The 23,714-nt window shown below is 36.6% G+C and carries 21 protein-coding genes; all 21 read left to right on the plus strand.

Annotated elements, in window-relative coordinates:
* Positions 1 to 198: 198 nt before the first annotated feature.
* Positions 199 to 942 (plus strand): polysaccharide biosynthesis/export family protein, encoded by a 744-nt coding sequence (locus KH286_RS00345; RefSeq protein WP_156697465.1) that lies wholly within the window; start codon positions 199 to 201, stop codon positions 940 to 942.
* A 37-nt stretch (positions 943 to 979) separates the two neighbouring features.
* Positions 980 to 2,806, plus strand: coding sequence for a polysaccharide biosynthesis protein (locus KH286_RS00350; protein WP_278617508.1), 1,827 nt, complete (start codon positions 980 to 982; stop codon positions 2,804 to 2,806).
* A gap of 150 nt (positions 2,807 to 2,956) precedes the next feature.
* Positions 2,957 to 4,402 (plus strand): GumC family protein, encoded by a 1,446-nt coding sequence (locus KH286_RS00355; RefSeq protein WP_278617509.1) that lies wholly within the window; start codon positions 2,957 to 2,959, stop codon positions 4,400 to 4,402.
* Position 4,403: 1 nt separating this feature from the next.
* Positions 4,404 to 5,015 carry a CpsD/CapB family tyrosine-protein kinase gene (locus KH286_RS00360; RefSeq protein ID WP_004693382.1) on the plus strand — a complete coding sequence of 204 codons (612 nt, stop codon included), beginning with the start codon at positions 4,404 to 4,406 and terminating at the stop codon, positions 5,013 to 5,015.
* A gap of 77 nt (positions 5,016 to 5,092) precedes the next feature.
* Positions 5,093 to 6,292, plus strand: coding sequence for a DegT/DnrJ/EryC1/StrS family aminotransferase (locus tag KH286_RS00365; protein ID WP_004693383.1), 1,200 nt, complete (start codon positions 5,093 to 5,095; stop codon positions 6,290 to 6,292).
* Positions 6,286 to 6,972 (plus strand): sugar transferase, encoded by a 687-nt coding sequence (locus KH286_RS00370; protein ID WP_278617510.1) that lies wholly within the window; start codon positions 6,286 to 6,288, stop codon positions 6,970 to 6,972. The genes KH286_RS00365 and KH286_RS00370 overlap by 7 nt, the downstream gene beginning before the upstream one ends.
* Positions 6,973 to 6,983: 11 nt before the next feature.
* Positions 6,984 to 7,850, plus strand: coding sequence for a LicD family protein (locus KH286_RS00375; RefSeq protein WP_278617511.1), 867 nt, complete (start codon positions 6,984 to 6,986; stop codon positions 7,848 to 7,850).
* A 9-nt stretch (positions 7,851 to 7,859) separates the two neighbouring features.
* A complete protein-coding gene (locus KH286_RS00380; RefSeq protein WP_205112297.1) occupies positions 7,860 to 8,582 on the plus strand; it encodes an IspD/TarI family cytidylyltransferase in 723 nt (240 codons plus the stop codon).
* Entirely contained in the window at positions 8,575 to 9,624 is a 1,050-nt protein-coding gene (locus KH286_RS00385; protein ID WP_278617512.1) for an NAD-dependent epimerase/dehydratase family protein, read from the plus strand. Before KH286_RS00380 ends, KH286_RS00385 begins: the two co-directional genes overlap by 8 nt.
* Positions 9,621 to 10,688: a glycosyltransferase gene (locus tag KH286_RS00390; RefSeq protein ID WP_205112299.1), complete on the plus strand. Its 1,068-nt coding sequence runs from the start codon at positions 9,621 to 9,623 to the stop codon at positions 10,686 to 10,688. Before KH286_RS00385 ends, KH286_RS00390 begins: the two co-directional genes overlap by 4 nt.
* A gap of 19 nt (positions 10,689 to 10,707) precedes the next feature.
* On the plus strand, positions 10,708 to 11,949 hold the full coding sequence (locus tag KH286_RS00395) for an O-antigen ligase family protein (protein WP_004693397.1): 1,242 nt from the start codon (positions 10,708 to 10,710) through the stop codon (positions 11,947 to 11,949).
* The gene (locus KH286_RS00400; protein ID WP_205112300.1) at positions 11,927 to 12,859 is read left to right on the plus strand and encodes an ATP-grasp fold amidoligase family protein; all 933 of its coding nucleotides are present in this window, start codon (positions 11,927 to 11,929) and stop codon (positions 12,857 to 12,859) included. Before KH286_RS00395 ends, KH286_RS00400 begins: the two co-directional genes overlap by 23 nt.
* On the plus strand, positions 12,843 to 13,976 hold the full coding sequence (locus tag KH286_RS00405; protein WP_227037153.1) for a CapA family protein: 1,134 nt from the start codon (positions 12,843 to 12,845) through the stop codon (positions 13,974 to 13,976). Before KH286_RS00400 ends, KH286_RS00405 begins: the two co-directional genes overlap by 17 nt.
* Entirely contained in the window at positions 13,976 to 15,430 is a 1,455-nt protein-coding gene (locus KH286_RS00410; RefSeq protein ID WP_278472381.1) for a lipopolysaccharide biosynthesis protein, read from the plus strand. The genes KH286_RS00405 and KH286_RS00410 overlap by 1 nt, the downstream gene beginning before the upstream one ends.
* 22 nt (positions 15,431 to 15,452) lie before the next feature.
* The gene (locus KH286_RS00415) at positions 15,453 to 16,550 is read left to right on the plus strand and encodes an NAD-dependent epimerase/dehydratase family protein (protein WP_155086276.1); all 1,098 of its coding nucleotides are present in this window, start codon (positions 15,453 to 15,455) and stop codon (positions 16,548 to 16,550) included.
* Positions 16,551 to 17,717: a nucleotide sugar dehydrogenase gene (locus KH286_RS00420; protein ID WP_278472378.1), complete on the plus strand. Its 1,167-nt coding sequence runs from the start codon at positions 16,551 to 16,553 to the stop codon at positions 17,715 to 17,717. It begins immediately after the preceding gene.
* A gap of 36 nt (positions 17,718 to 17,753) precedes the next feature.
* On the plus strand, positions 17,754 to 18,188 hold the full coding sequence (locus tag KH286_RS00425; protein WP_278472375.1) for a VanZ family protein: 435 nt from the start codon (positions 17,754 to 17,756) through the stop codon (positions 18,186 to 18,188).
* A gap of 288 nt (positions 18,189 to 18,476) precedes the next feature.
* Positions 18,477 to 19,280 (plus strand): tyrosine-protein phosphatase, encoded by an 804-nt coding sequence (locus tag KH286_RS00430; protein ID WP_008600644.1) that lies wholly within the window; start codon positions 18,477 to 18,479, stop codon positions 19,278 to 19,280.
* A 244-nt stretch (positions 19,281 to 19,524) separates the two neighbouring features.
* Positions 19,525 to 21,675 carry an anaerobic ribonucleoside-triphosphate reductase gene (nrdD, locus tag KH286_RS00435; RefSeq protein WP_004693410.1) on the plus strand — a complete coding sequence of 717 codons (2,151 nt, stop codon included), beginning with the start codon at positions 19,525 to 19,527 and terminating at the stop codon, positions 21,673 to 21,675.
* Positions 21,676 to 21,919: 244 nt separating this feature from the next.
* A complete protein-coding gene (gene nrdG / locus KH286_RS00440; RefSeq protein WP_004697282.1) occupies positions 21,920 to 22,417 on the plus strand; it encodes an anaerobic ribonucleoside-triphosphate reductase activating protein in 498 nt (165 codons plus the stop codon).
* A 2-nt stretch (positions 22,418 to 22,419) separates the two neighbouring features.
* The gene (locus KH286_RS00445; protein ID WP_155086274.1) at positions 22,420 to 23,664 is read left to right on the plus strand and encodes a chloride channel protein; all 1,245 of its coding nucleotides are present in this window, start codon (positions 22,420 to 22,422) and stop codon (positions 23,662 to 23,664) included.
* Positions 23,665 to 23,714 lie beyond the last annotated feature (50 nt).

Here is a 23,714-nt window from a genome sequence, read left to right on the forward strand (position 1 = left end):
AATTAATGAACATATATTGAAAATACTGTATTTTTAAGGAATAGTTGTTGAAGGTTTTATGAAGTTCGCTTGGAACATACTAGATTTGTAGAAGTATATTTAAAAAAATGATAAAATAGCATGACTGATTTTTTAGATATAAGATACATCAATAATTAAGTGATGAATTAAATAAGTTGAATAGAAAAAGAGGTAAGTATGAAGAAGAAACAGTATATGATGATGGCTGCATTCTTATGTACTACAACAATGGCTATGGCTGCGCCAGTTAATATAAATACTAATCAGCCTTATAATGCTAAGAATGTACAAATGGAAGGCCATGCCCCATTGGAAACTAGTGCATCCGTAATTAGCTCTGATAAAGAATATCGTCTGCGTCAAGGAGATGAACTGAATATTCAAGTGGTTCAGCAGGCAGAGCTTGGTACGCGTAATGGTAATGATATTGTGTATACCGTTAGACCAGATGGATATGTATCGTTCCCTATGGTTGGTGCCGTAAAAGCAGATGGCTTAACTGTAGATGAATTTACAGCTGAGTTACAGCAAGGTCTGTCTCGTTATATCATTAATCCTGATATCACAGTAAATGTATCGAAATTGGGCGGCGTTCGCGTATATGTATTTGGTGAAATTAATAAGCCTGGCGCCTATACGTTGACTAAATCTAGTACAGTTATTGATGCGATTGGGGCTGCAGGTAGTTTTAACTGGGATACAGCAAAGAAGAAAATTTACTTGATTCATCAAGATAATCCAGAGAAACCGATTCCTATCAATTTGAATCGTATTTTACAAACTGGAGATATGTCTGAAAACTACATCATGCGTGAAGGTGATATTCTTTACTTAACTAAGAATAGTCGCATCAACTTTGCTCGTGATATTGCTCCAATCTTAACAGGGGCTTACATGGTATCACGAATAGGTAAGGATTAAAGATAAGGCGATATCTATCATATAAGGGGGCGTTTTTTTGCGTTCATATTTATTACCATCCATATTGTTTATTACCGATATTGTGACGATTGTAATCGTTGCTTTTATCAGTCTTTTTATTCGATTTGATGGACACATAGAACCTCAATATATTAATCAAATGGTGGATGCACTTCCGTTATTACTTATTTCGTATATGTTGATGTTCTTGATAATGCATTTATATACACGTATTTGGCGCTATGCAGGGATGCGAGAGGTATTAGCAGTATTTGTAGCGACTACAATTGGTACGGCTTTATTCTATTTCTCTATGTTTGTATTTGGTAAGTCATTACCACGTTCCATCTATTTTATTACATGGTTCCTTACTACAGGCGCTGTTGGTATGGGACGTATGTTGCTTCATTATGTGGCCCTTCACTATAGCAGTGGGGACGATGGTGAAAGTGGCCAAGTGAATACATTGCTCATAGGAGCCGGTGATGCGGGTGCAACTATAGCTCGTGAAATTGAACGATATCATAAGCGTTCTCGTCGAGTGATTGGTTATGTTGATGATGATATGTTTAAACATAATCGTCTTATGAATGGTTTTAGAATTCTCGGTAATCGTGAAGATATTCCAGCATTAGTTGCTAAGTATAAGGTAGAAGAAATTATTATTGCCATGCCTTCCGTGAAGCGAGATATTATTCAAGAAATCATGGAAATCTGTTCTCCTTTAAAATGTAAAATCAATATTTTACCGGGGATGTACCAATTGCTTGATGATGAAGTTCTTGTATCTCATTTACATCCTGTTTCAATTGAGGATTTATTGGAACGTGATGAGATTCAGCTCGATACGTCCAAGGTTGAAACATATCTTAAAGATAAAGTAGTTTTAGTTACTGGTGCGGGGGGCTCTATTGGTTCTGAAATTTGTCGTCAAGTTTTACGTGTAAAACCTAAAAAGCTATTGCTCCTAGGTCATGGTGAAAATAGTATTTATCTTATTCATCAAGAATTGCGCAATATTGCTCCCCAAGATACCTTGGTTCCAATCATTGCAGATATTCGCGATAAGAATCAATTAGAACAAATTTTCAATAACTATAATCCTGATGTAGTATTTCATGCAGCAGCTCATAAACATGTGCCGCTTATGGAAATACAGCCAATTGCTGCGGTATTAAATAATATTTATGGTACTCGTAATGTTGCGGATGTAGCCGGAGCTCATGGGGTAGATCGATTTGTTATGATTTCCACGGATAAAGCGGTGAATCCAACTAGTGTTATGGGCGCTACAAAACGGGTTGCTGAAAAAGTTGTACTTGGTATGAATCATACATATGATACTAAGTTTATAACAGTTCGTTTTGGTAATGTACTTGGTAGCCGTGGTTCGGTTATTCCTTTATTTCGTAAACAAATTGAAACCGGTGGCCCTGTAACCGTTACAGATCCAGAGATGACACGTTATTTTATGACTATTCCTGAAGCCAGTCAATTAGTACTTCAAGCTGGTGCCATGGGTAATGGGGGCGAAGTGTTCCTTTTAGACATGGGTGAACCGGTTAAAATTGTCGATTTGGCTAAGAATATGATTCGCCTTTCTGGCTTTGAGCCTAATAAGGATATTCGTATTGAATTTACTGGCTTACGTCCAGGTGAAAAGTTATATGAAGAACTATTAACTGCCGGAGAAGGTACGAATACTACTACGCATAAGAAAATTTTTGAAGCAGCTCTAGAAGATGTTAATCAAGAATGGCTAAGTCGTGAAATAGAGCGTTTTGATACATGTAAAACTGATATAGATGTAATTAATGTGTTGCAGGATATCATTCCTACATACGACCCAAATCATAATGTATAGGTCATGGACGATACATTTATTACCCGATATATGTATAAGACCATTTTAATTTTGATACATTGTGCCTTTATTGAGAAGGGTGGGTACAGTTAATATTCTAAGTGGGAGAGACCCTGTTGTTTGTATACTTTTACAGAAAGGGGTATATGGGTGGAACAAATTATTGATTTAAAAGAGGTGGGCAGAGTCCTCATTAAAAAGCGCCGTAAAATTATTAATATTACGGTAGCATGTATGGTTTTAGGTGGTGCGTATGCCTTTCTTGCACCATCTACATATCAATCTACATCGATGTTGCGCATTAAACAAGCTCAAGGTTTGAGCAATTCTGTATTATCTAGTGCTAATGCCTATTCTGATTCTATGTCTCGTCAATTGATGAACACAGATGCAGAAATTTTAAAAAGTCGTAATGTAGTAGAGCCAGTGATTGCTGCTATAGAAGATCCTGAAGGTACTGGTAATGCGCCAACATATGAAGATTTTGTTAAAACTCGCATTGAAACTAAACCGTATAAAGAAACCGAGTTATTACAAGTAAGCGTAACTGGTAAGAGTCCTGAGCAAGCACAAGAAGCTAATCAATTACTTATTGATACCTTCTTGAAACGTCTTGCCGAAATTTCTCATGTTGAACAACGAACTACTCGTGAATTCTTACAAAAACGCGTTGTTACTGCGAAATCTGAATTAGAGCAAGCAGAAAATAAATTGCAACAATTCCAAGTAGATAATAAGGTGTACTCTACAGCTGATCAGATGAAAGGCTTAACTGATAAGATTACTCTAATTGATCGTGAGAAGGCTCAAAATCAACTCGATTTAGAAACGGCACAAGCTGCACTTGGCAGTATCAATGAGCAATTAGGTTCTGCAGGTAAAAGCATCGCTGATAGTGCTACGGTTCAAGCCTACAAGGGTCAGTTAGCAGATTTAGAATCTCGTAAAGCTTCTTACGTTGGTAAATATACTGATGAACATCCTGCGATGAAAGAAATTAATCAACAAATTGAAGAAGCTAAAAGTGGTCTAAATGCTGAAATTAATGCCATTGCATCTCAACAAGCACCTTCAAGCAATTCTGCACAACAAGGATTGCTAGCGGATAAGTTTAAAAATGAAGCTGCGTTAGCTGTAGCTCAAGGTAAACAATCTACATTAGCTGAGTTAGATAAAGCAAACGAAGAAGCTATAAAAGGACTACCTGAAAAAGAACGTGGTTATATCCAAGCAAAACGTGATGTAGATGTGGCACAAGATATCTATCAAATGTTATCCACTCGCTTAGAAGAAGCGAAGGTAGCAGAGGTTATGGTACCAAATGAAGTTCAAATCGTTGATCCTCCTACATTGCCAGAAAAGGCGATTGCACCACGTAAGATTCTTATTCTATTAGGCTCTGCCATTTTAGGCTTCATCTTTGGTTGCCTCTATACATTGGGCCAATTCTTCGGTAATCGCAAAGTTCAATCTGTACAAGAAATTAATGATATTCTTGGCATTCAAAACTTGGGCGTAATTCCAAATCATAACGAAAAAGAATACGAGGAGCCTAGTAATCGTATCGTAGCATTGTTGCGCAAAATGAGAGGTTAATATGATTAGACTAATTTCTAATGAACGTGGTGATACGCCACTTGTGGAAGCATACCGTATATTGCGTAGCAATCTTCAATATGTATGTAACCAACATAAATGTAAACTTATTTGCATTACTGCAGCTACTAGTGGTGAAGGAACTTCTGAAGTGGCAGCTAATACAGCATTAGCTTTATCTAAAAATAATAATAAAGTTCTTCTAGTAGATGGCAATCTACGCAATCCAGCACAACATATAGCCTTTAATGTACAAAATAAAGGTCTTACAAATGCGGTAATGATGGATGAAGATTTGACGATTCATCGTAATGTAGTGCCTCATTTGGATGTGCTTACGGCTGGTGAAGTTGTTGAATATCCATCTGACATTGTAGACTCCAGCAAATTACCTACGATTCTTGAGTATGTACGTGATGAATATGATGTGATTATCATCGATACACCACCAGTATTGTCTGTTACAGATGCCGTTGTATTGGCTGAAAAATCAGATGGTGTAATACTAGTTGTTAAAAATGAAGTAGCTAGTCCAAAAGATTTGATTGAAGCTAAGAAACGCCTTTCACAAGTGGGCATTCCTCTTTTAGGATCTATCGTAATTGATGCTTAATATAACTGTTTTAATCAGTATTCTATGTGATAAATCAAGCGTATCAATATGGTACAGAAAGTATTGAGGTGATTTATATGAGAATTAATTTTTCTCCTCCAGATATTACAGAGTTAGAAATTAATGAAGTCGTTGAAGCCTTAAAAAGTGGGTGGATTACGACAGGTCCTCGTACTAAAGAATTAGAAAAAAAGATTGCTCATCAGTTAGGTACACCTAAATCCGTTTGTTTAAACTCTGCTACGGCAGCGCTTGAAATGTCCCTTCGCGTATTGGGGATTGGACCTGGAGACGAAGTCATAACTAGTGCCTATTCCTATACAGCTAGTGCAAGTCCTGTTGTTCATGTGGGCGCCACATTAGTGCTTGTTGATACACAGAAAGATGCTTATGAAATGGATTACGATGCAGTAGCTCGCGCTATTACACCAAAAACAAAAGCAATCATTCCCGTTGATGTTGCAGGTGTACCTTGCGATTATGATCGACTACGCTCCATTGTGGATGAAAAGAAATCTCTCTTTACACCTGCTAATGATATTCAAAAAGCATTAGGTCATATTCCTATTGTGGCTGATTGTGCTCATTCCTTTGGGGCCTCATATAAAGGAGTACAAACAGGTAATGTTGCAGACTTTAGTAGCTTTTCCTTCCATGCAGTAAAAAATTTTACTACTGCTGAAGGCGGCTGTGCTACATGGCGTCATATAGATGGTATTGATGATGAAATTATTTACAAGCAATTCCAATTGCTATCTTTGCATGGTCAAGATAAGGATGCTCTTGCAAAAACAAAAGCAGGTGCTTGGGAATATGATATTAAAGGTACCTATTATAAATGTAATATGACGGATATCATGGCGGCTATTGGGCTAGCTCAATTTGAAAGATACCCAAAACTTTTGGCACGTCGTAAAGAAATTATTGAAGCTTATGATACAGCATTTAAGGATTTACCTGTTACATTGTTGAACCATTATACAGATGAGCATGAAAGTAGTGGTCACTTGTATTTAGTCCGTTTAGACGGCCGTGATACGCAATACCGCAACAAGGTTATTGAAGCTATGGCTGAGGCTGGCATTGCGACGAATGTCCATTATAAGCCAATTCCAATGCATACGGCTTACAAAAACTTAGGCTTTACAATCGATGATTATCCAAATGCTTATGACCAATTTAAAAATGAAATTACATTGCCACTTCATACGCTCCTTACAGATGAAGAAGTGCAATATATCATTGAGCAGTTTAAAAGGATTATTACCGAATGCTAGTAAAGAACTTTCATGATCTACCAAAAGAGCTTCAGTGTGAAGCGGTTCGTCCCTATTTTGAAATATTAAATCAAAGGCGTATAAGCCTTCTTTGTAAAAGCATTTTTGACCGCGTAATGGCAGCGGGAATGCTTATTACATTAAGCCCTATATTCTTGGTACTAGCCATCATGATTAAACGAGATAGTGAGGGAGAGGTTTTTTTCCGTCAAACTCGAGTGACACAGTACGGTCGTACCTTTGGCATCTATAAGTTCCGTACTATGGTAAAGAATGCGGAATCTTTAGGTGCACAAGTGACATCACAAAATGATATGCGTGTTACGAAGGTAGGCAATATGCTTCGCAACTGTCGTCTCGATGAATTGCCTCAGCTTATTAATATCCTTTTAGGAGATATGAGCTTTGTCGGTACAAGACCTGAGGTTCCACGTTATGTGGCTGCTTATACAGATGAAATGAAAGCTACCTTATTATTACCTGCTGGTGTTACCAGTGTTGCTAGTATTACTTATAAAGATGAAGATCAACTTTTACAAAATGCTCAGAATGTTGATGAAGTCTATATAAATGAGGTTTTACAGGGCAAGATGGCTTGGAATTTAAGGAGTATTAAGGAGTTTTCTTTTTTACAAGATATAAAAACGATGATTGATACAGTATTAGCTGTATTACGTTGAAAGAGGTCCCCATGAGTACATCTATGACAAAGGAAATACAAGAAAAAGAGCTGAATATGTTACTGTACTTTAAAGAGTTCTGTGATACACATAATTTGCGCTTTTATCTTTGCGGCGGTGGTCTCATTGGGGCTATACGTCATAACGGCTTTATCCCTTGGGATGATGATTTAGATCTTTTCATGCCTCGTCCAGACTATGAAAAGTTAGCTGAATTATGGCCAAAATATGCTGATACTGAACGATTTACGTATTGTCGTACCGATCGCAATCACATCTATCATGATGCAGGAGCTTCTATTAGAGACAATAATACGACTTTTATCAATCGTCATAGTATGCTTGAAGATGTTTGTCATGGTTTGGCACTTGAAATTATGCCTATCGATGGCTGTGCACCCGGCAAAATTAGTCGTGCATTGCAGTTGATGTGGGCTATGACTTTTGCACTCTTTAATGCACAGCGTTTACCAGATAATAAAGGGCCTACATATCGTGCTTTAGCTGGTTATATTTATAAGATTTTTTCCAGTCAATCTATACGCTATCATATTTGGCGATTTGCAGAAAAGAGAATGTCTCAATACGACTTTGATACGAGTGATGAGTGTACGGAGTTAATCGGTAGCTTAAAAGGTATGAAGCTACGTCATCCTAGAGAGGACTTTGCTTATGTTGTATATAAAGACTTTGAAGGTCATCAAATACCTGTTATGAAAGGGTATGAGAGATATTTGCATCTCATTTGGGGAGACTATATGCAATTACCACCTGTAGAGCAACGTGTAGCAAAACATGATGCAGTATTTGCTGATTTACACACACCTTACAAGGAGTATAAAGGCATACATTATGCTAAGAAAGAAGCTCAACCATAAGGAGGGCCTATGAAACGAATAGCAGTAATTTTTGCGGGGGGCGTAGGTGCTCGTATGAAAAACAGTAAGACGCCAAAACAATTTTTAGAATGGAACGGTAGACCGATTTTGATTCAAACCTTAGATGTATTTGAACAAACGAAGACTATTGATGGGATTGTTCTTGCCTGTAAAGTAGAATGGATTGATCATACTAAACAACTCATAGAAAAGGCGGGGTTACAAAAGGTATTATCCATTGTGCCTGGTGGTGAAAGTGCTTTGGAATCCCAATATAATGGGCTAGTAGAGGCTAAGCGTTTATTCCCTGATGACGCGGTGACTGTATTGATTCATGATGGGGTTCGTCCACTTGTAGATAACTCTACCATAGAGAGAAACATAGAATCTGTTGAGTCAAAGGGGTCTGCCATTACTGTTACTCCAGCTATAGAAACGGTTATGGTTACCCAAAATGGTTCTATTAAGCATATTTTAAATCGCAATGAATGTCTTATGGCTAAAGCTCCACAGAGTTTTAGATTAGATGATATTATATCAGTTCATAACCGTGCAAAAGATGAGGGCATTCATGACTTTATTGATTCCGCATCGATGATGATGCACTATGGATATACTCTATATCCTGTGTTAGGGGAAACTGAAAATATAAAGATTACAACTCCATCTGATTATTATATGTTCACAGGGATTATTAAAAATCGTGAGCTAGGAGGATTAAAAGATGAGTAATTCCGTTATTCAACGCGAGTTAACGGCTTTAGTACATGAAAAAAATTACTTTCATTTCCTCCGTCATCAATGCATTCTTATAACAGGTGCAACGGGGCTTATTGGATCGATGTTTATAAAATTACTTATACTTGCCAATGAGACTCATGACCTGGATTTAAAAGTGATTGGTCATGTGCGAAGCCATGAAAAGGCAAAAAATATTCTCGGTGAGTATTTAGACAATAAGTCATTAACCCTAGTAGATGGTTCATTAGAATCTATTGATGTGCCATGTGATTATATTTTGCATGGAGCCGCACCAACACAGTCTAAGTTTTTTGTAGAACATCCTGTAGAAACTATCCGTACCTCTTTTTATGGTACGGAGGCCATGCTTGAGTTAGGTCGCCGTCAAAAGGTAAAGAAACTAGTTTACTTATCCAGTATGGAGCAATATGGGGTACCGTATGAATCTGGCCAAGTTATGACAGAGGAAAGATTAGGCTATTTGGATCACCTAAATGTTCGTAGTTCTTATTCCGAAAGCAAAAGACTTTGTGAATGTTATTGTAAGTCCTATGCTGTGGAATATGGCGTTCCTGCTGTAATAGCTAGACTAGCTCAAACCTTTGGTCCAGGTGTTCCAGTAGCTGATAATCGCGTTTTTATGCAGTTTACTAAGAGTGCTATTAAAAAAGAAGCTATTGTACTTCATACAAAGGGTGATTCTATGTCGAATTATTGCTATATTACCGATGCCTTAACTGGGCTTTTAACTCTTTTAAAAGAGGGACTACATGGTGAAGCATATAATGTTTGTCATGATGAGGAGACGCGTTCTATTGCAAGCATTGCTCATTTAGTGGCAACTCATGTTAGCAATGATAAGAGTGAAGTCATCTTTGATATTCCAAAAGATGTACAAGGGCTCGGCTATGCACCGACAGTGCATATGTTCTTAAGTTCTAAGAAGTTAAAGTCTTTAGGTTGGCAACCTAAGGTATCAATGGCACAAGCCTATGTAAGACTGGCAGAATATATCCAAGAGGAAGGCTTATGAAAAAGGAAATAATAATTGTCACCATCTCCCTTGGTAATGATGGGGCTGAACGAATCTTAACAGAGTTGGCTCGTCAGTGGGTACATGATGGTCATCATATTACAGTTATCCAAACAAGCCCTAATCGATATGGTAATGAATATGCGTTAGAGGAAGGTATTGAACAAATCGAAATTCATACTACAAGCTCTAATAAAGTCATTCGCTTTATGCAAGAAATAAAAGAACTAATCAAAATCTTAAAGACTAGGCCAAATGCGACATGCTTATCTTTTTTGTCTGCATCGAGTTTTATCTTATCGATTAGTTCTTGGTTTATAAAAAATCGCATTGTTTTTTCTGAACGCAATAACCCGCGTATGGTACCTATTGGGTGGCATCAACAAGCGTTGCGCAATTTTGCTTTTCGATTTGCAGATGCACTAGTATTTCAGACGGAAGATGCTCGTTCTTATTTTCCAAAATCTGTCCAAAATCGCGGTGTTATTATCCCCAATCCTATTAATGGTAAATTGCCGCCACCTATAGAAGGAGAACGAGAAAAGACAATCGTTACAGCTTGTCGTTTGCATCCGCAAAAGAATTTGCCTATGATGATTAAAGCCTTTAGTATGTTGGCAGATGAGTTTCCAGAATATAAACTTGTCATTTATGGTCAAGGTGTATTAGAGGATGAACTACGAGCTCAAATTAAGTCTCTTAATTTAGAGAATCGCGTTTTATTGCCTGGATTTGCTAGCAATATTTTAGAAAAGGTAGCCCCTTGTTCCATGTTTGTATCATCTTCTGATTTTGAAGGCATTTCAAATTCTATGTTGGAAGCATTGGGCATGGGTCTGCCGGCAGTAGTTACAGACTGTCCTGTAGGCGGTGCTCGTATGGTAATTAAAAGTGGAGAGAATGGTATCCTTGTGCCTGTAGGTGATACGCAGGCTATGTATGAAGCTATGCGCAGTATATTAAAAGATCCTGCACTAGCGGCTAAACTTTCACAGAATGCCATCAAAGTACGCGATGAATTTCCATTATGGAAAATCGCAAAACGTTGGTTAGAAGTTTTATGAGTTGTAAGGAGGAGAACCATTGAAGTTAAATATTACGGCTCTTGCTGATCGCATGATATGGTTCATAACTCTAATCTTTTTAGTGTTGTCGTTGACCATTTCCTTTGCCCTTGGCGAAGCGAACTATGGTGCGTATGTATTATTTGTATGCTTATTTGGCCTCATCATTTTTTATCTTATACGAGAACAGGGTGTTATAAAACTGCGGTTTAATTGGATGCATGCTTATATGTTAATTTTTATTGGTGCTTGTTATCTAAGTGCGATTAATGCCACAGATGTTTCCGTAGCTATGAGCCGAAGTTTTGATATGGTCAAGATATTCTTTATGCTCATCATTTTATACATGTGTTATCAAGATAAGAAATCGGTGGATACATTATTAAAGATTGGCATGTGGACAGGCTATATAGTTTGTTTCTATACTGTTTATTTCTACGGTTTAGATTATTTTATTACTGTTTTATCATCCTCAGCACGTATTGCTAATGATGCATTGAATGCGAATACGGTAGGGCTATTGGGTGCCAATGCTATTGTTATGACCTTGTATTATATGCTATACGATCGTCCTCGTTGGTGGCATATTATTGCATTACCAACACTTGGTATTTTAGCGGCTACAGGTAGTCGTAAGGCCTTAGTTTTTGTCGGTGTTGGTACAGTATTACTCTTTATTTTTAAAAGTTTTCGTAGTGCTAATGCGGTCAATTCTATTGTAAAAGTTATTGGTTCCTTATTAGGTCTTACCATTATAGGTATTGCGGTATTGCAATTGCCGATGTTCTCTGAAGTATTAGACCGAATGTCTAACATGGTAGAAGCCTTTACAGGCACAGGGGGGGACTCATCCACTATTATTCGGTTAGCTTTGGTAGATATTGGATGGGACTTATTTTATCAATCTCCCATAACTGGTGTAGGTATCAATAATCCATCTGTATATACTTTTTTCGTGTATGGCAAAGATAATTACTACTTGCATAACAATTATATTGAGTTATTAGCTGGCACGGGTGTCATTGGTTTACTAGCCTATTATTCAATGTATCTCTATGTGGCTTATAATTTAATTCGCTATCGTGATATCCATAGTAATGAATATATAATGGTACTCATTCTATTCCTTTCACAGATTGTTATGGATATGGGTATGGTTTCTTATGAAAGTAAGAGCACTTATTTTTATATGATGTTGTTTTATTTAGAAGTGCAACTGCTTCGGAAAGGACGAAAACATGAAGTTCAGAAAATTGTGTAATGTTGGCATGTCCTTTCTAACAAAACCTTACTATCGTACGAGGGTATTAATTAAATCGGGTTATTATGACTCTTTGTCTGATGAAGACTTTTTGAAGAAGGTATTTCCTAAGTATATGGGATACCCTTTAGATCTAGAAAATCCAAAAACTTTCAGCGAAAAGTTACAATGGCTTAAGGTTAATTTTAGAGACCCAATACAAACAGTGATGGTTGATAAACATGAAGCTAAACATTTTATTGCTCAACGTGTAGGTAATCAGTATATAATACCTACGATTTCCGTATGGAACTCTGTAGATGATATTGATCTTGATAGATTGCCTAATCAATTCGTTTTGAAATGTACACATGATAGTGGAGGCATCGTTATTTGTAAAGATAAATCAACACTTGATTGGGAAGCAGCAAAAGCTAAATTAAGAACATTCTTAAAACGGGATTATTCACGTATTGCTAGAGAGTGGCCTTATAAGAATGTTCCTCGACGTATTATCGGAGAGGAATATTTGTCGGAGTTAGGTAGCAATGACATATTAGATTATAAGATGTATTGCTTTCATGGTGAACCAAAGTTAACAGTAGTATGTTCTAATCGTTTTTCTAAAACAGGAACGCGTATGAACTTCTATGATATCGATTGGAATCCTATGGGAATTCATTTTGGACATTATCCACCGTTACCTACAAAGTTTCCAAAGCCAGACACATATGGTGAAATGCAACAGGTTGCGATGGAGCTTAGCAAAGGGTGTCCATTTTTGCGTGTTGATTTTTATGAAATTAAAGGGCATCTATTTATTGGAGAATTAACATTTTTTCCTGGTGCTGGATTTGAAAGATTTCGTCCTATGTCAAAGGATTATGAATTAGGAGAGTGGTTACATCTTGAGAATGTACATCGGGGCTGATTTAGTTCCTACGGATATTAATAAAACATTATTTGAAAACGGTAATGGAGAAGCTTTTGTAGGAAAAGAGCTTTATGAAATTTTGAAGCAATCGGATTTAAATGTTTTCAATTTAGAGGTTCCTCTTACTGATATAGAGACACCCATCGTAAAATTTGGTAATAATTTAATTGCGCCTACAAAAACAATTAATGGATATAAGGTGTTAGAGCCGTTATTTTTAACACTGGCTAATAACCACTCCTTAGATCAAGGGGTGGAAGGGTTGACGACAACATTAAATTTGTTGAAGCAGCATAAGATTGCTCATGCTGGAGCTGGAGCTAATTTGAAAGAGGCTAAGAAGCCATTTATCTTTGAAAAAGATGATATACGTATTGGATTCTATCTTTGTACAGAGAATGAGTTTACTATGGCTACTTGTCATACAATGGGGGCTAATCCTTTTGATGTGCTAGAAAGCTTTGACGAAGTGAAAGTTTTAAAGGCACAATGCGACTATGTCATCGTTCTATATCACGGCGGCAAGGAATTCTATCGCTATCCATCTCCTATGCTACAGAGATATTGCCGTAAATTTGTCGATAGTGGAGCGAATCTCGTTATCTGTCAACATAATCATTGTGTAGGGTCTCGTGAAGATTACCAGGGAGGCACTATCATTTATGGACAAGGCAACTTTATCTTTAATTCCGATTTTTTTGTAAACCATCAAGAATTTATTAAAGATTCAATACTAGTTACTGTAGACGTAACTAAGGATGATTTTGTGGTGTCTGAATTGCCTATTCGTAGAACCGATAATGGTACACGATTAGCCACAGAAGTTGAAGCTACAGAAACATTAGAGGCTTATAGAAAACGTAGTGAAGAAATTAAAGACCCTCACTTTGTGACTCAAGCTTATAAGGTCTTTGCTGATACACATGTAAAACGTTATTTGCGTGAGTTTTTAGGTAGATCATTTATTGTACGCGCTATTAATGCTTTATTGGGCCGAAAATTGGTAGAACTTATTTTGGGCAAAACGAGTTATTTAGCAATACAAAATTATTTGGAATGTGAAGCTCATCATGAACTATTCTTGAGAGGCATTAAGAATATCAATAAGAAATAATGGATACTAAAATCGTAGCTGCTGCTAAATGGTCTGTTATTACAGAGGTTTTGGCAAAGCTTATTACACCACTGACAAATATAATATTGGCCCATATGTTAGCACCGACCGCATTCGGCATATTGGCGACGATTATGATGGTTATATCTTTTGCGGAAATGCTTGCTGATGCGGGTTTTCAAAAATTTCTTGTTCAGCATGAGTTTGAAAGTGCCCAAGATAAGCAAGAGGCTACAGATGTGGCATTTATTGCCAACCTAGTGTTTTCTCTAGTTTTATGGAGCGCTATCATAATCGGTCGTGATGAATTGGCTGTATTAGTAGGTAATGATGGCTTAGGTATACCTTTAGCCGTGATGGGCGCTATGATTCCTTTATCTGCTTTTAGTAGTGTCCAAATGGCATTGTATCGAAGAGATTTTAATTTCAAGTTTCTTTTAAATATTAGGCTCATAACAATTCTTACACCTATATTGATATCTATACCAATGGCGCTTATGGGGTACGATTATTGGTCTTTAATTGCTGGTATGCTAGGGTCTCAGCTATTTACGGTGTTGGCATTATTAAAGAGTCGGAAGAATCAAATTCATCTGTTTTTTAGTAGCCGCGTCTTTATGAACATGTTTAACTATAGTGCATGGTCTTTAGCTGAAGCATTTTCTATATGGCTCACTGCTTGGGTGGATACATTCATTATTAGCCGTTTTTTAGATGCTTATTATTTGGGTATATATAAGATGCCAATGGCTATTGTTACGACTGTAATGGCTATGGCTACAGCATCTTTGGCTCCTGTATTATTCGCGGCTTTAAGTCGTGTGCAAAATAATCAACAGGCCTTTTCGAATACATTCTTTACATTCCAACGCTATATGGCTCTATTTTTGGTACCTCTAGGTGTAGGCTTATTTGTATTTCAAGACTTTGTTGTCCAGCTTTTACTAGGGCCACAATGGACGTTAGCGGGCATTGTATTAGGTTCATGGGCATTGAGTTCGGCTATTATGACTGTAACAGCTAATTTGATTTCCGAAATATTTCGTGCAAAAGGGATGCCTAATCTATCATTTTGGACTCAAATACTACATCTAGTAGTTTTAATACCAGTTATTTATATTTGTATTCAATATGATTTCAGTACCTTTGTATATGCTCGATCGTTAGTAAGAATGGAAATGCTAGCAGCTTCTATGTTGCTATTAGCTTTATTTGTCAATATGAGTACATTTCGCATAATATCTAATATCAGTGTATATCTCATTACAGCATCTATAGTTGGGTTAATTGCCTATAGTATTTTACATCTCTATGATGCAGTATGGTGGACCGTCGTCTGTATGCTTTTATGTGTTGTATTATATGTGGCCATTTTATACGTCATTCCATCTGAGCGCATAATTATTGCTTCTGGCTATAAAAAAGTCTTAAGTAAAGTAAAACGACATAATTAACAGAACTATGAAAGGAGTACATATGCTTTCAAAAAATGTAGATTTAAACAACACGGTAATCCTTGTAACGGGTGCCACTGGATTTGTAGGGGCTAATCTAGTTATGTCCTTACTATCTGAAGCAGAAGGGACTCAAATTATTGGCATAGATTCTGTTAATGATTACTATGATGTAGCATTGAAAGAGTATCGATTGCAACAGATTGATGAACTTAGCAAAGATAATAAGAATATATGGATTTTTAAAAAAGGGAATATTGCAGATAAGTCCTTTGTTGATGAAATTTTTGCTATCTATAAACCACGAGTTGTAGTGAATCTAGCAGCTCAAGCAGGGGTTCGTTACTCTATCACTAACCCCGACGCCTATATTGAGTCTAATATTATTGGATTTTATAATATTCTAGAAGCTTGTCGTCATTCTTATGACGATGGTGAAAGAGGTGTAGAGCATTTAGTGTATGCATCATCTTCTTCTGTATATGGTGCAAATAAACAAATCCCATACTCTATAGATGATAAAGTAGATAATCCTGTATCTCTTTATGCAGCTACAAAAAAGTCAAATGAGTTATTGGCTTATTCGTATGCTAAATTATATAACATCCCTAGCACAGGGCTTCGTTTCTTCACTGTATACGGCCCTGCAGGTCGTCCAGATATGGCATACTTTGGTTTTACAAATACATTACGTAATGGTGGGACAATTAAAATTTTTAACTACGGCAATTGTAAGCGTGATTTCACCTATATCGATGATATCGTAGAAGGCGTTTCTAAGGTTATGTCTACTGCACCAGAGCGTCGCAATGGTGCGGATGGCTTGCCAGTTCCACCGTACGCTATTTATAATATCGGCAATAGCAACCCAGAAAATTTACTTGATTTTGTGCGCATTCTTTCAGAGGAATTGGTTTCTGCTGGCGTATTGTCAGAAGATTATAATTTTGAGGAGCATAAAGAATTAGTACCCATGCAACCAGGGGATGTGCCTGTTACATATGCTGATACAAGTGCGTTAGAAGCAGATTTTGGCTTTAAACCTAATACAACCTTACGAGAAGGGTTAAAGCGTTTTGCCATATGGTATAAAGATTTCTATATGATGGAGGGCAAATAAATGAAAATTGCAATTGCTGGTACAGGCTATGTAGGCCTTTCCAATGGTGTGTTGTTAGCTCAACACAATGAAGTGGTGGCCCTCGATATCATCCCAGAAAAAGTAGATATGTTAAATCGCAAAGAGACACCTATTGTAGATGCTGAATTGCAAGAGTATTTAGCTACTAAGGAGTTAAACTTCAAAGCTACACTTGACCCAGTAGAAGCTTTTAACAGTGCAGATTATGTTATCATTTCGACACCTACAAATTATGATCCTCAAAAAAACTTTTTCGATACATCTTCTGTTGAACAAGTCATTAAAACTGTGCTAGAGATTAATCCTGATGCAGTAATGATTATTAAATCAACTGTACCGGTGGGCTATACGGTACAAATGCGTAAAGAATTTAATACGGAGAATTTAATTTTCTCGCCAGAATTCTTGCGTGAAGGTAAAGCCTTATACGATAATTTACATCCATCCCGTATTGTTGTGGGCGAGGATTCTGACAGAGCACGTCGTTTTGGCCAATTACTAGCAGACGGTGCTATTAAAGAAAATATTCCACAATTATATACTGATTCTACGGAAGCGGAAGCAATTAAATTGTTTGCTAATACGTATTTAGCATTACGTGTAGCGTATTTCAATGAGTTAGACTCCTATGCTGAAGTACGTGGCCTTAGCACAAGTCAAATCATCAAGGGGGTTTGTTTAGATCCTCGTATTGGAGATTTTTATAATAATCCTTCCTTTGGTTATGGTGGTTATTGCTTGCCAAAAGATACAAAGCAATTATTAGCTAACTATAATGATGTACCACAAAACTTAATTTCTGCCATTGTCGATGCGAATAGAACACGTAAAGATCATGTGGCAGATACTATTATTGCTAAAAATCCGAAAATTGTTGGTATCTATCGCTTGACCATGAAGATGAACTCTGATAATTTTAGAGCATCAGCCATTCAAGGTGTTATGAAACGTATTAAGGCGAAAGGGATTGCTGTGGTAGTATATGAACCTACACTAGATGCAGAAGATTTCTTTAATTCGCCAGTTATACGTAATTTTGAAGATTTTAAGCGTATTAGTGATGTCATTGTAGCTAATCGCTGGGATAGTAGCTTAGAAGGTGTAAAAGATAAAGTTTATACACGAGATATTTTTGATAGAGATTAATACAGCTATATGTATTGTGGCGTTTAGGAGAGTAGTATGAAACGTTGGATACTATATATTGTGTTATGTCTAATTGTGTTTTTTATATGGGATAATTCCTTGCAAAATGGAGGAACCTCTGATGGGTTTAGTCTTATTTTTGCAAAGTGGATTGCCCCTATAGCTAATAAATTAGGCTTTTACGGAAATATATGGGCCTTAAATAGGATTATTCGAAAATTAGCCCACCTTACAGAGTTCATAATCCTTGGTGGTGTTTTATATGTAGTTCTACGCCGCTATATTGAATATGGCACAGTAGTAAAAACAATAGTAGTGGGTATAGTAATAGCTAGTCTAGATGAATTTATACAATTATTTTCTCTAGGACGCAGCTCTCAACTGTCTGATGTACTGATTGATACAGTTGGTATAATCATCGGTATATCGGTAGTGAAATTAACTTATTATATTAGTCATGATAAAAGATAAAAGTACATTTAAAAATTAAATAATTATTAATATAATAATGTGTAAAATATGACTCATAATTGTAGAAATTATGGGTCATATTTTATGAAGGATAAATGAATATATAAAAATTGTATTAAATGAACATATAATAATTTATTTATTTTTATAGAAAAACCACTATACAAGCGACCGGTCCCTTGTTATAATCGTGAATGTAAAATGAATTATAAACTTAAATGAGAAGAACATGAACTTTATAAAAGAGGTCGATTTTGAAAAGAAAATCGAAAGTAGAAGGGAAAGATTATGAGTCGCGTGGTTGATTTACATGGTTGCATTTTGCCAGCTGTGTTAGGCCCACAAGGGCCTCAAACAATGGCAGAATCAGTAAAAATGATTAAGTCCTTGTCTGAACAAGGTATTACAGATATTTTTAGTACGCCTGATGTAACAGTATCTATGGATCTGAACACATGGAATGCTATAAACTCTTTAGTTAATAAAGTAAAAGTTATGGTTAAGGAGCAACAAGTAGATATAACTATTCACAGTGGAGCTCGCGTAATGCTTTGTGATGAAATGGTTGCATATATAGCTTCTCATCGCAATCAATATACGTTGGGAGATAGCCATTTTATATTAGTTGCTCTTCCACAAAATAGCAAAGTGCATCATATTAATGCGTGGTTATTAAGTCTACTAGATATGGGGCTTGTACCTATTATTAGTGAAGTAGAAACTTATGGACAATTATTTACTAAACCTGAACAATTACTAGCATGGGTTGATAGAGGTATTTTGATTCAATGTAATATGGCATCTTTTGATCATGGTAACGCTAACTATGATAGGGCCATTGAATTATATCGAAATGGTTTAATTCATTTCTTTGGTACTGGTTACAGCGATGGCTGTGATGTTGAGACGTACCAAGGTTATGTGGAAGCAATTTCTGAATTAGACAATACGTATAAAAAAGATTTGTTGCCAAATATCCATCTTAATGAACGCGACCTCTTAGCTAATCGCACATTTTATCCTTCTGTCCCATCTAGTTGGGTGGGGAAAAAGGGTAATTTCTTAACTCGTCTATTTGGCTTTGCATTATAATTTATATAGGTTCTTTTATCCATGTCATATTGGCATAGATAAAGGGACCTATTTTTACTTTATATTGTATTTAGGGTTGAAAACAACCACCATATATAGTATACTGAGAAGGCGGTAAAAATAGAGGGGGTTTCTAATAATTCTTTACATTTTTACATATAAATTTATAAAAAGTGTGATTAGACATACTTTTTATACTTCTTAACATATATTTTGGCAGTAACAAGATGGGGAGGTTGCCAATATGTTGCAGGTCATTAAGCGTGATGGCACGAAGGTACCATTCGACAAAAACAAGATTGCTTTGGCTATTGAAAAAGCTGAACATAGTAGTACTGGGTTGTACGAAGAGGGCTTGGCACAGCGTATTGCAAATGAAATTGAGGAATATGCTACTAAGCTTCAAAAAGACATGACAATTTATGCTATTGAAGATCAAGTGTATTATAAGTTGATTGAGTATCATAATCCTGCAACGGCACGTGCCTATGAAGGTTACAAAGCTGTTCAAGCTTTTAAACGTCGTCAAAATACAACTGATGATGATGTAATTGGTTTATTAGATCGTAGTAATATCAGTGTTCTTGATGAAAATTCTAATAAGGATGCTGCTATTGTATCTACCCAACGGGATTTAATTGCTGGTGAAGTATCTAAGGATATTGCTCGTCGTAAATTGATTCCTACCGATATTTTGGAAGCCCATGATAGTGGAGCTATCCACTTCCATGATATGGATTATATTATTCAACCTATGTTTAACTGTTGCTTGATTAATTTGGAAGATATGCTTACAAATGGCACAGTAATTAATGGTAAAAAAATCGATACACCTAAGTCTTTCCAAGTTGCTTGTACTGTAACAACACAAATCATTGCACAAGTAGCATCTGGTCAATATGGTGGTCAAAGTATTAATGGTATTGACCGTATTTTGGCACCATTTGTACGTAAATCTTATGAAAAAATCCTCAATAATGTTATTGAAGAGCAAGTTGAGATTTATGGCATGGAGCCTAATATGGAAAAGGCTCGTGAAATAGCGTGGAAACGTACGCGTAAAGAGGTTAAAGATGGTATCCAAACTATTCAATACCAAATCAATACATTGATGACCACAAATGGTCAATCTCCATTTGTTACATTATTTATGTATTTCCAACCAGACTATGAATACGCGAAGGAAGCGGCTCTTATTACAGAAGAAATTTTGCGCCAACGTATTAAAGGTGTAAAAAACGAAGCCGATGTATATATTACACCAGCCTTTCCTAAGTTGATTTATGTTCTTGATGAGCATAATGTAACACCAGATAGTCCATACTATTACTTAACTGAATTGGCAGCACAATGTACGGCTAAGCGCATGTACCCTGACTATATTTCTGCAAAAAAAATGAAGGAAAACTACTCAGGTAATGTCTTTAGTCCTATGGGCTGTCGATCCTTCTTATCTCCTTGGAAGGATGAAAATGGTGAATACAAGTTTGATGGACGTTTTAACATTGGTGTAGTAAGTTTAAACTTACCTCAAATTGGCATTCTAGCCCGCGGTAGTGAAGAACGATATTTTGAAATCTTAGATAAACGACTTGAGTTGGCAGAAAAAGCACTAATGCTTCGTTATGAATTACTTAAGGACGTAGTGAGTGATGTGTCACCAATCCATTGGCAACACGGTGCTATTGCAAGACTTAAAAAAGGCGAGAAAATTGCCAAATTCTTGACTGGCGGTTATGCGACTATTTCCTTGGGATATATTGGTATTTATGAAGCAACTCGTTTAATTACCGGTGAATCGAATACAGGCGAGAAAGGTCGCGTTTTTGCGATGAAGATTATGGATCGCTTAAATGCAGCTGTTGATGAATGGCGAGTTAAACATAACATGGGCTTTGCATTATATGGTACACCTGCTGAAAGTTTAACCCATCGATTCTCTTCTTTGGATCGCGCTCGTTTTGGTATTATTGAGGACATTACGGATAAGGGTTATTATACTAATAGTTATCATGTAAGCGTACGAGAAGAGATTAATGTATTTGATAAGTTCTCCTTTGAATCTGAGTTCCAAAAGAAATCTACAGGTGGCTGTATTTCCTATGCAGAAATTCCTAATATGACTAATAATATTCCAGCTGTTTTGACTATGATTCAATATATTTATGATCATATTTCTTATGCTGAATTTAATACCAAGTCTGACTATTGTCACGAATGTGGCTTTGATGGAGAAATTAAGGTAAATGAACATAACGAGTGGGAATGCCCTCGTTGCCACAATACAAATCGCGATAAATTAACTGTTATCCGTCGTACTTGTGGATACCTTGGCGAAAACTTCTGGAATGAAGGGCGCACAAAGGAAATTAAAGATCGTGTAATGCACATTTAAGATTATTAGAGTTATAGTTTTAATAATTATTCTGTATATTAAGCATATTAAGATAAACTGTTATATAGATTAATATAATTATCATAGACATCTAATGATGTGGGATACGATTTTAGTTCTAAATACGATAGTTTTAAATGGTAAAAGCTGTGCCTAAGGCACAGCTTTTACTGTATATATGAGAAATTGAAATATATCTATATAGTGTTGATCAAAGTTGATAGGCACTACTATGGAGGTTATGATGAGATATGGGCAAATAAGACAATATGATATTGCCAATGGAGAAGGGATTCGTACATCTATATTTGTAACAGGTTGTACACATTGTTGTTATAATTGTTTTAATGAAGAATACCAAGATTTTAATGCTGGTAAGGTATGGACGCAAGCTGAGACAGATTTAGTGGTTTCCTATGTGAAGAATCCTACATGTTCAGGGTTAACATTATTAGGTGGGGAGCCATTTCAAAATGTACAAGGCTTATTACCGGTGGTGAGAGCTGTTCGAGCAGCGGCGCCAGAAAAGAAGATTTGGGCCTATTCCGGCTATGAAATAGATGATATCTTAGAAGATGAGTTGCGAAGTGCTTTATTACAAGAAATCGACATTCTCGTAGATGGCCGCTTTGTAGATGAACTTAAGGATCCTGCTTTGCGCTTCAGAGGTTCTTCAAATCAGCGTATCATTGATGTTAAAAAGACATTAGCGGCTGGGGAAATTGTATTAGCGATGGAGTAAATATGATATATGATAAACGATTTATAGGACTCATTATTATAGTTGGCTTTATAGCAGGGCTAGTAGGGGCTTCCTATACGCATTTATTACATGGAATCCAACATTTCGTATATAATTACTCCTCTGCTGATCATCTGAGCTTTGGTGCAGCTGTGGCTCGAGTATCACCGATAGAACGATTAATACCCTTAATCGTCTGTGGCGTGATAGGTGGCGTAGGTTGGGTTTTGATTCACAGATATGGTAAAGGCGTTGTAGATATAAAAACGGCAGTTTCTGGTAAAATGGATATGAATCCAATTACTACTGTTTTACATGCAACACTGCAAATAATTACGGTAGGTATTGGTTCTCCATTAGGTCGAGAAGTTGCACCACGTGAGGCTAGCGCTGGTATTACTACCTTTTTAGTTAAACATTTTGATATAAAACAAGAAGACCGTCAATTATTAGTTGCATGTGCTGCAGGCGCTGGTTTAGCTGCAGTTTATAATTCACCATTATCTGCGGCAATTTTCACATTAGAAACTTTGCTTCTTACTTGGAATATACGGGCTATGAGTGCAGCCCTCTTATGTTGTGGTTTGGCTACATTTGTGACGCGACAAGCTGGTGTAGGAGATGTTATACAATATACAATGGCACAACCCAGTTTGGGGAGTCATTATGTAGAGTTTTCTATCGTTTTAGGCGCTATTATTGCAATTGGTGTTGTTTTATTTAATATTACACAAAGTAAGCTACCCGCCATTCATCGTAGTAGTCCTGTAATGATTCCCATTTCTATCGTAGCATTTACACTAATTGGTGTTTTAGCTATGTATTTTCCTGAAATTCTTGGAAATGGTAAAGCAGGCAATGAGTTGACTTTTACGAACGATATCACATGGACATATGCATTGGGTTTATTTGGATCCAAATGGGTAGCTGTTTTACTTGCTTTGGCCGCTGGTGCATATGGTGGTCGTATTACACCATCTATGATGTTAGGTAGTACTTTGGGAATCGTATTTGGTACCGTATGGGCTATTGCTATAGCGCCAGTATCTTTGGGAATGTCTGCTTTTGTGGGGGCCGTAGTATTCTTAGGCCTTGCACAAAAAATGCCTATGACATCTTGTGTATTTATGCTTGAATTATCTCGTTTCTCTGTAGAGATGTTGTTTCCTATAGCTTTAACAATGGGGACAGCCCTTATGGTAGAGCAAATTATTCAATCAAAATTAAATAGCGCTAAGCAGCACTAAATAGCAGTTAATAAAAGTTAAATATAATATATAGAAAAGAAGCGGATAGT

This window comes from Veillonella parvula, from assembly GCF_018378075.1.
GTDB lineage: Bacteria > Bacillota > Negativicutes > Veillonellales > Veillonellaceae > Veillonella > Veillonella parvula_K.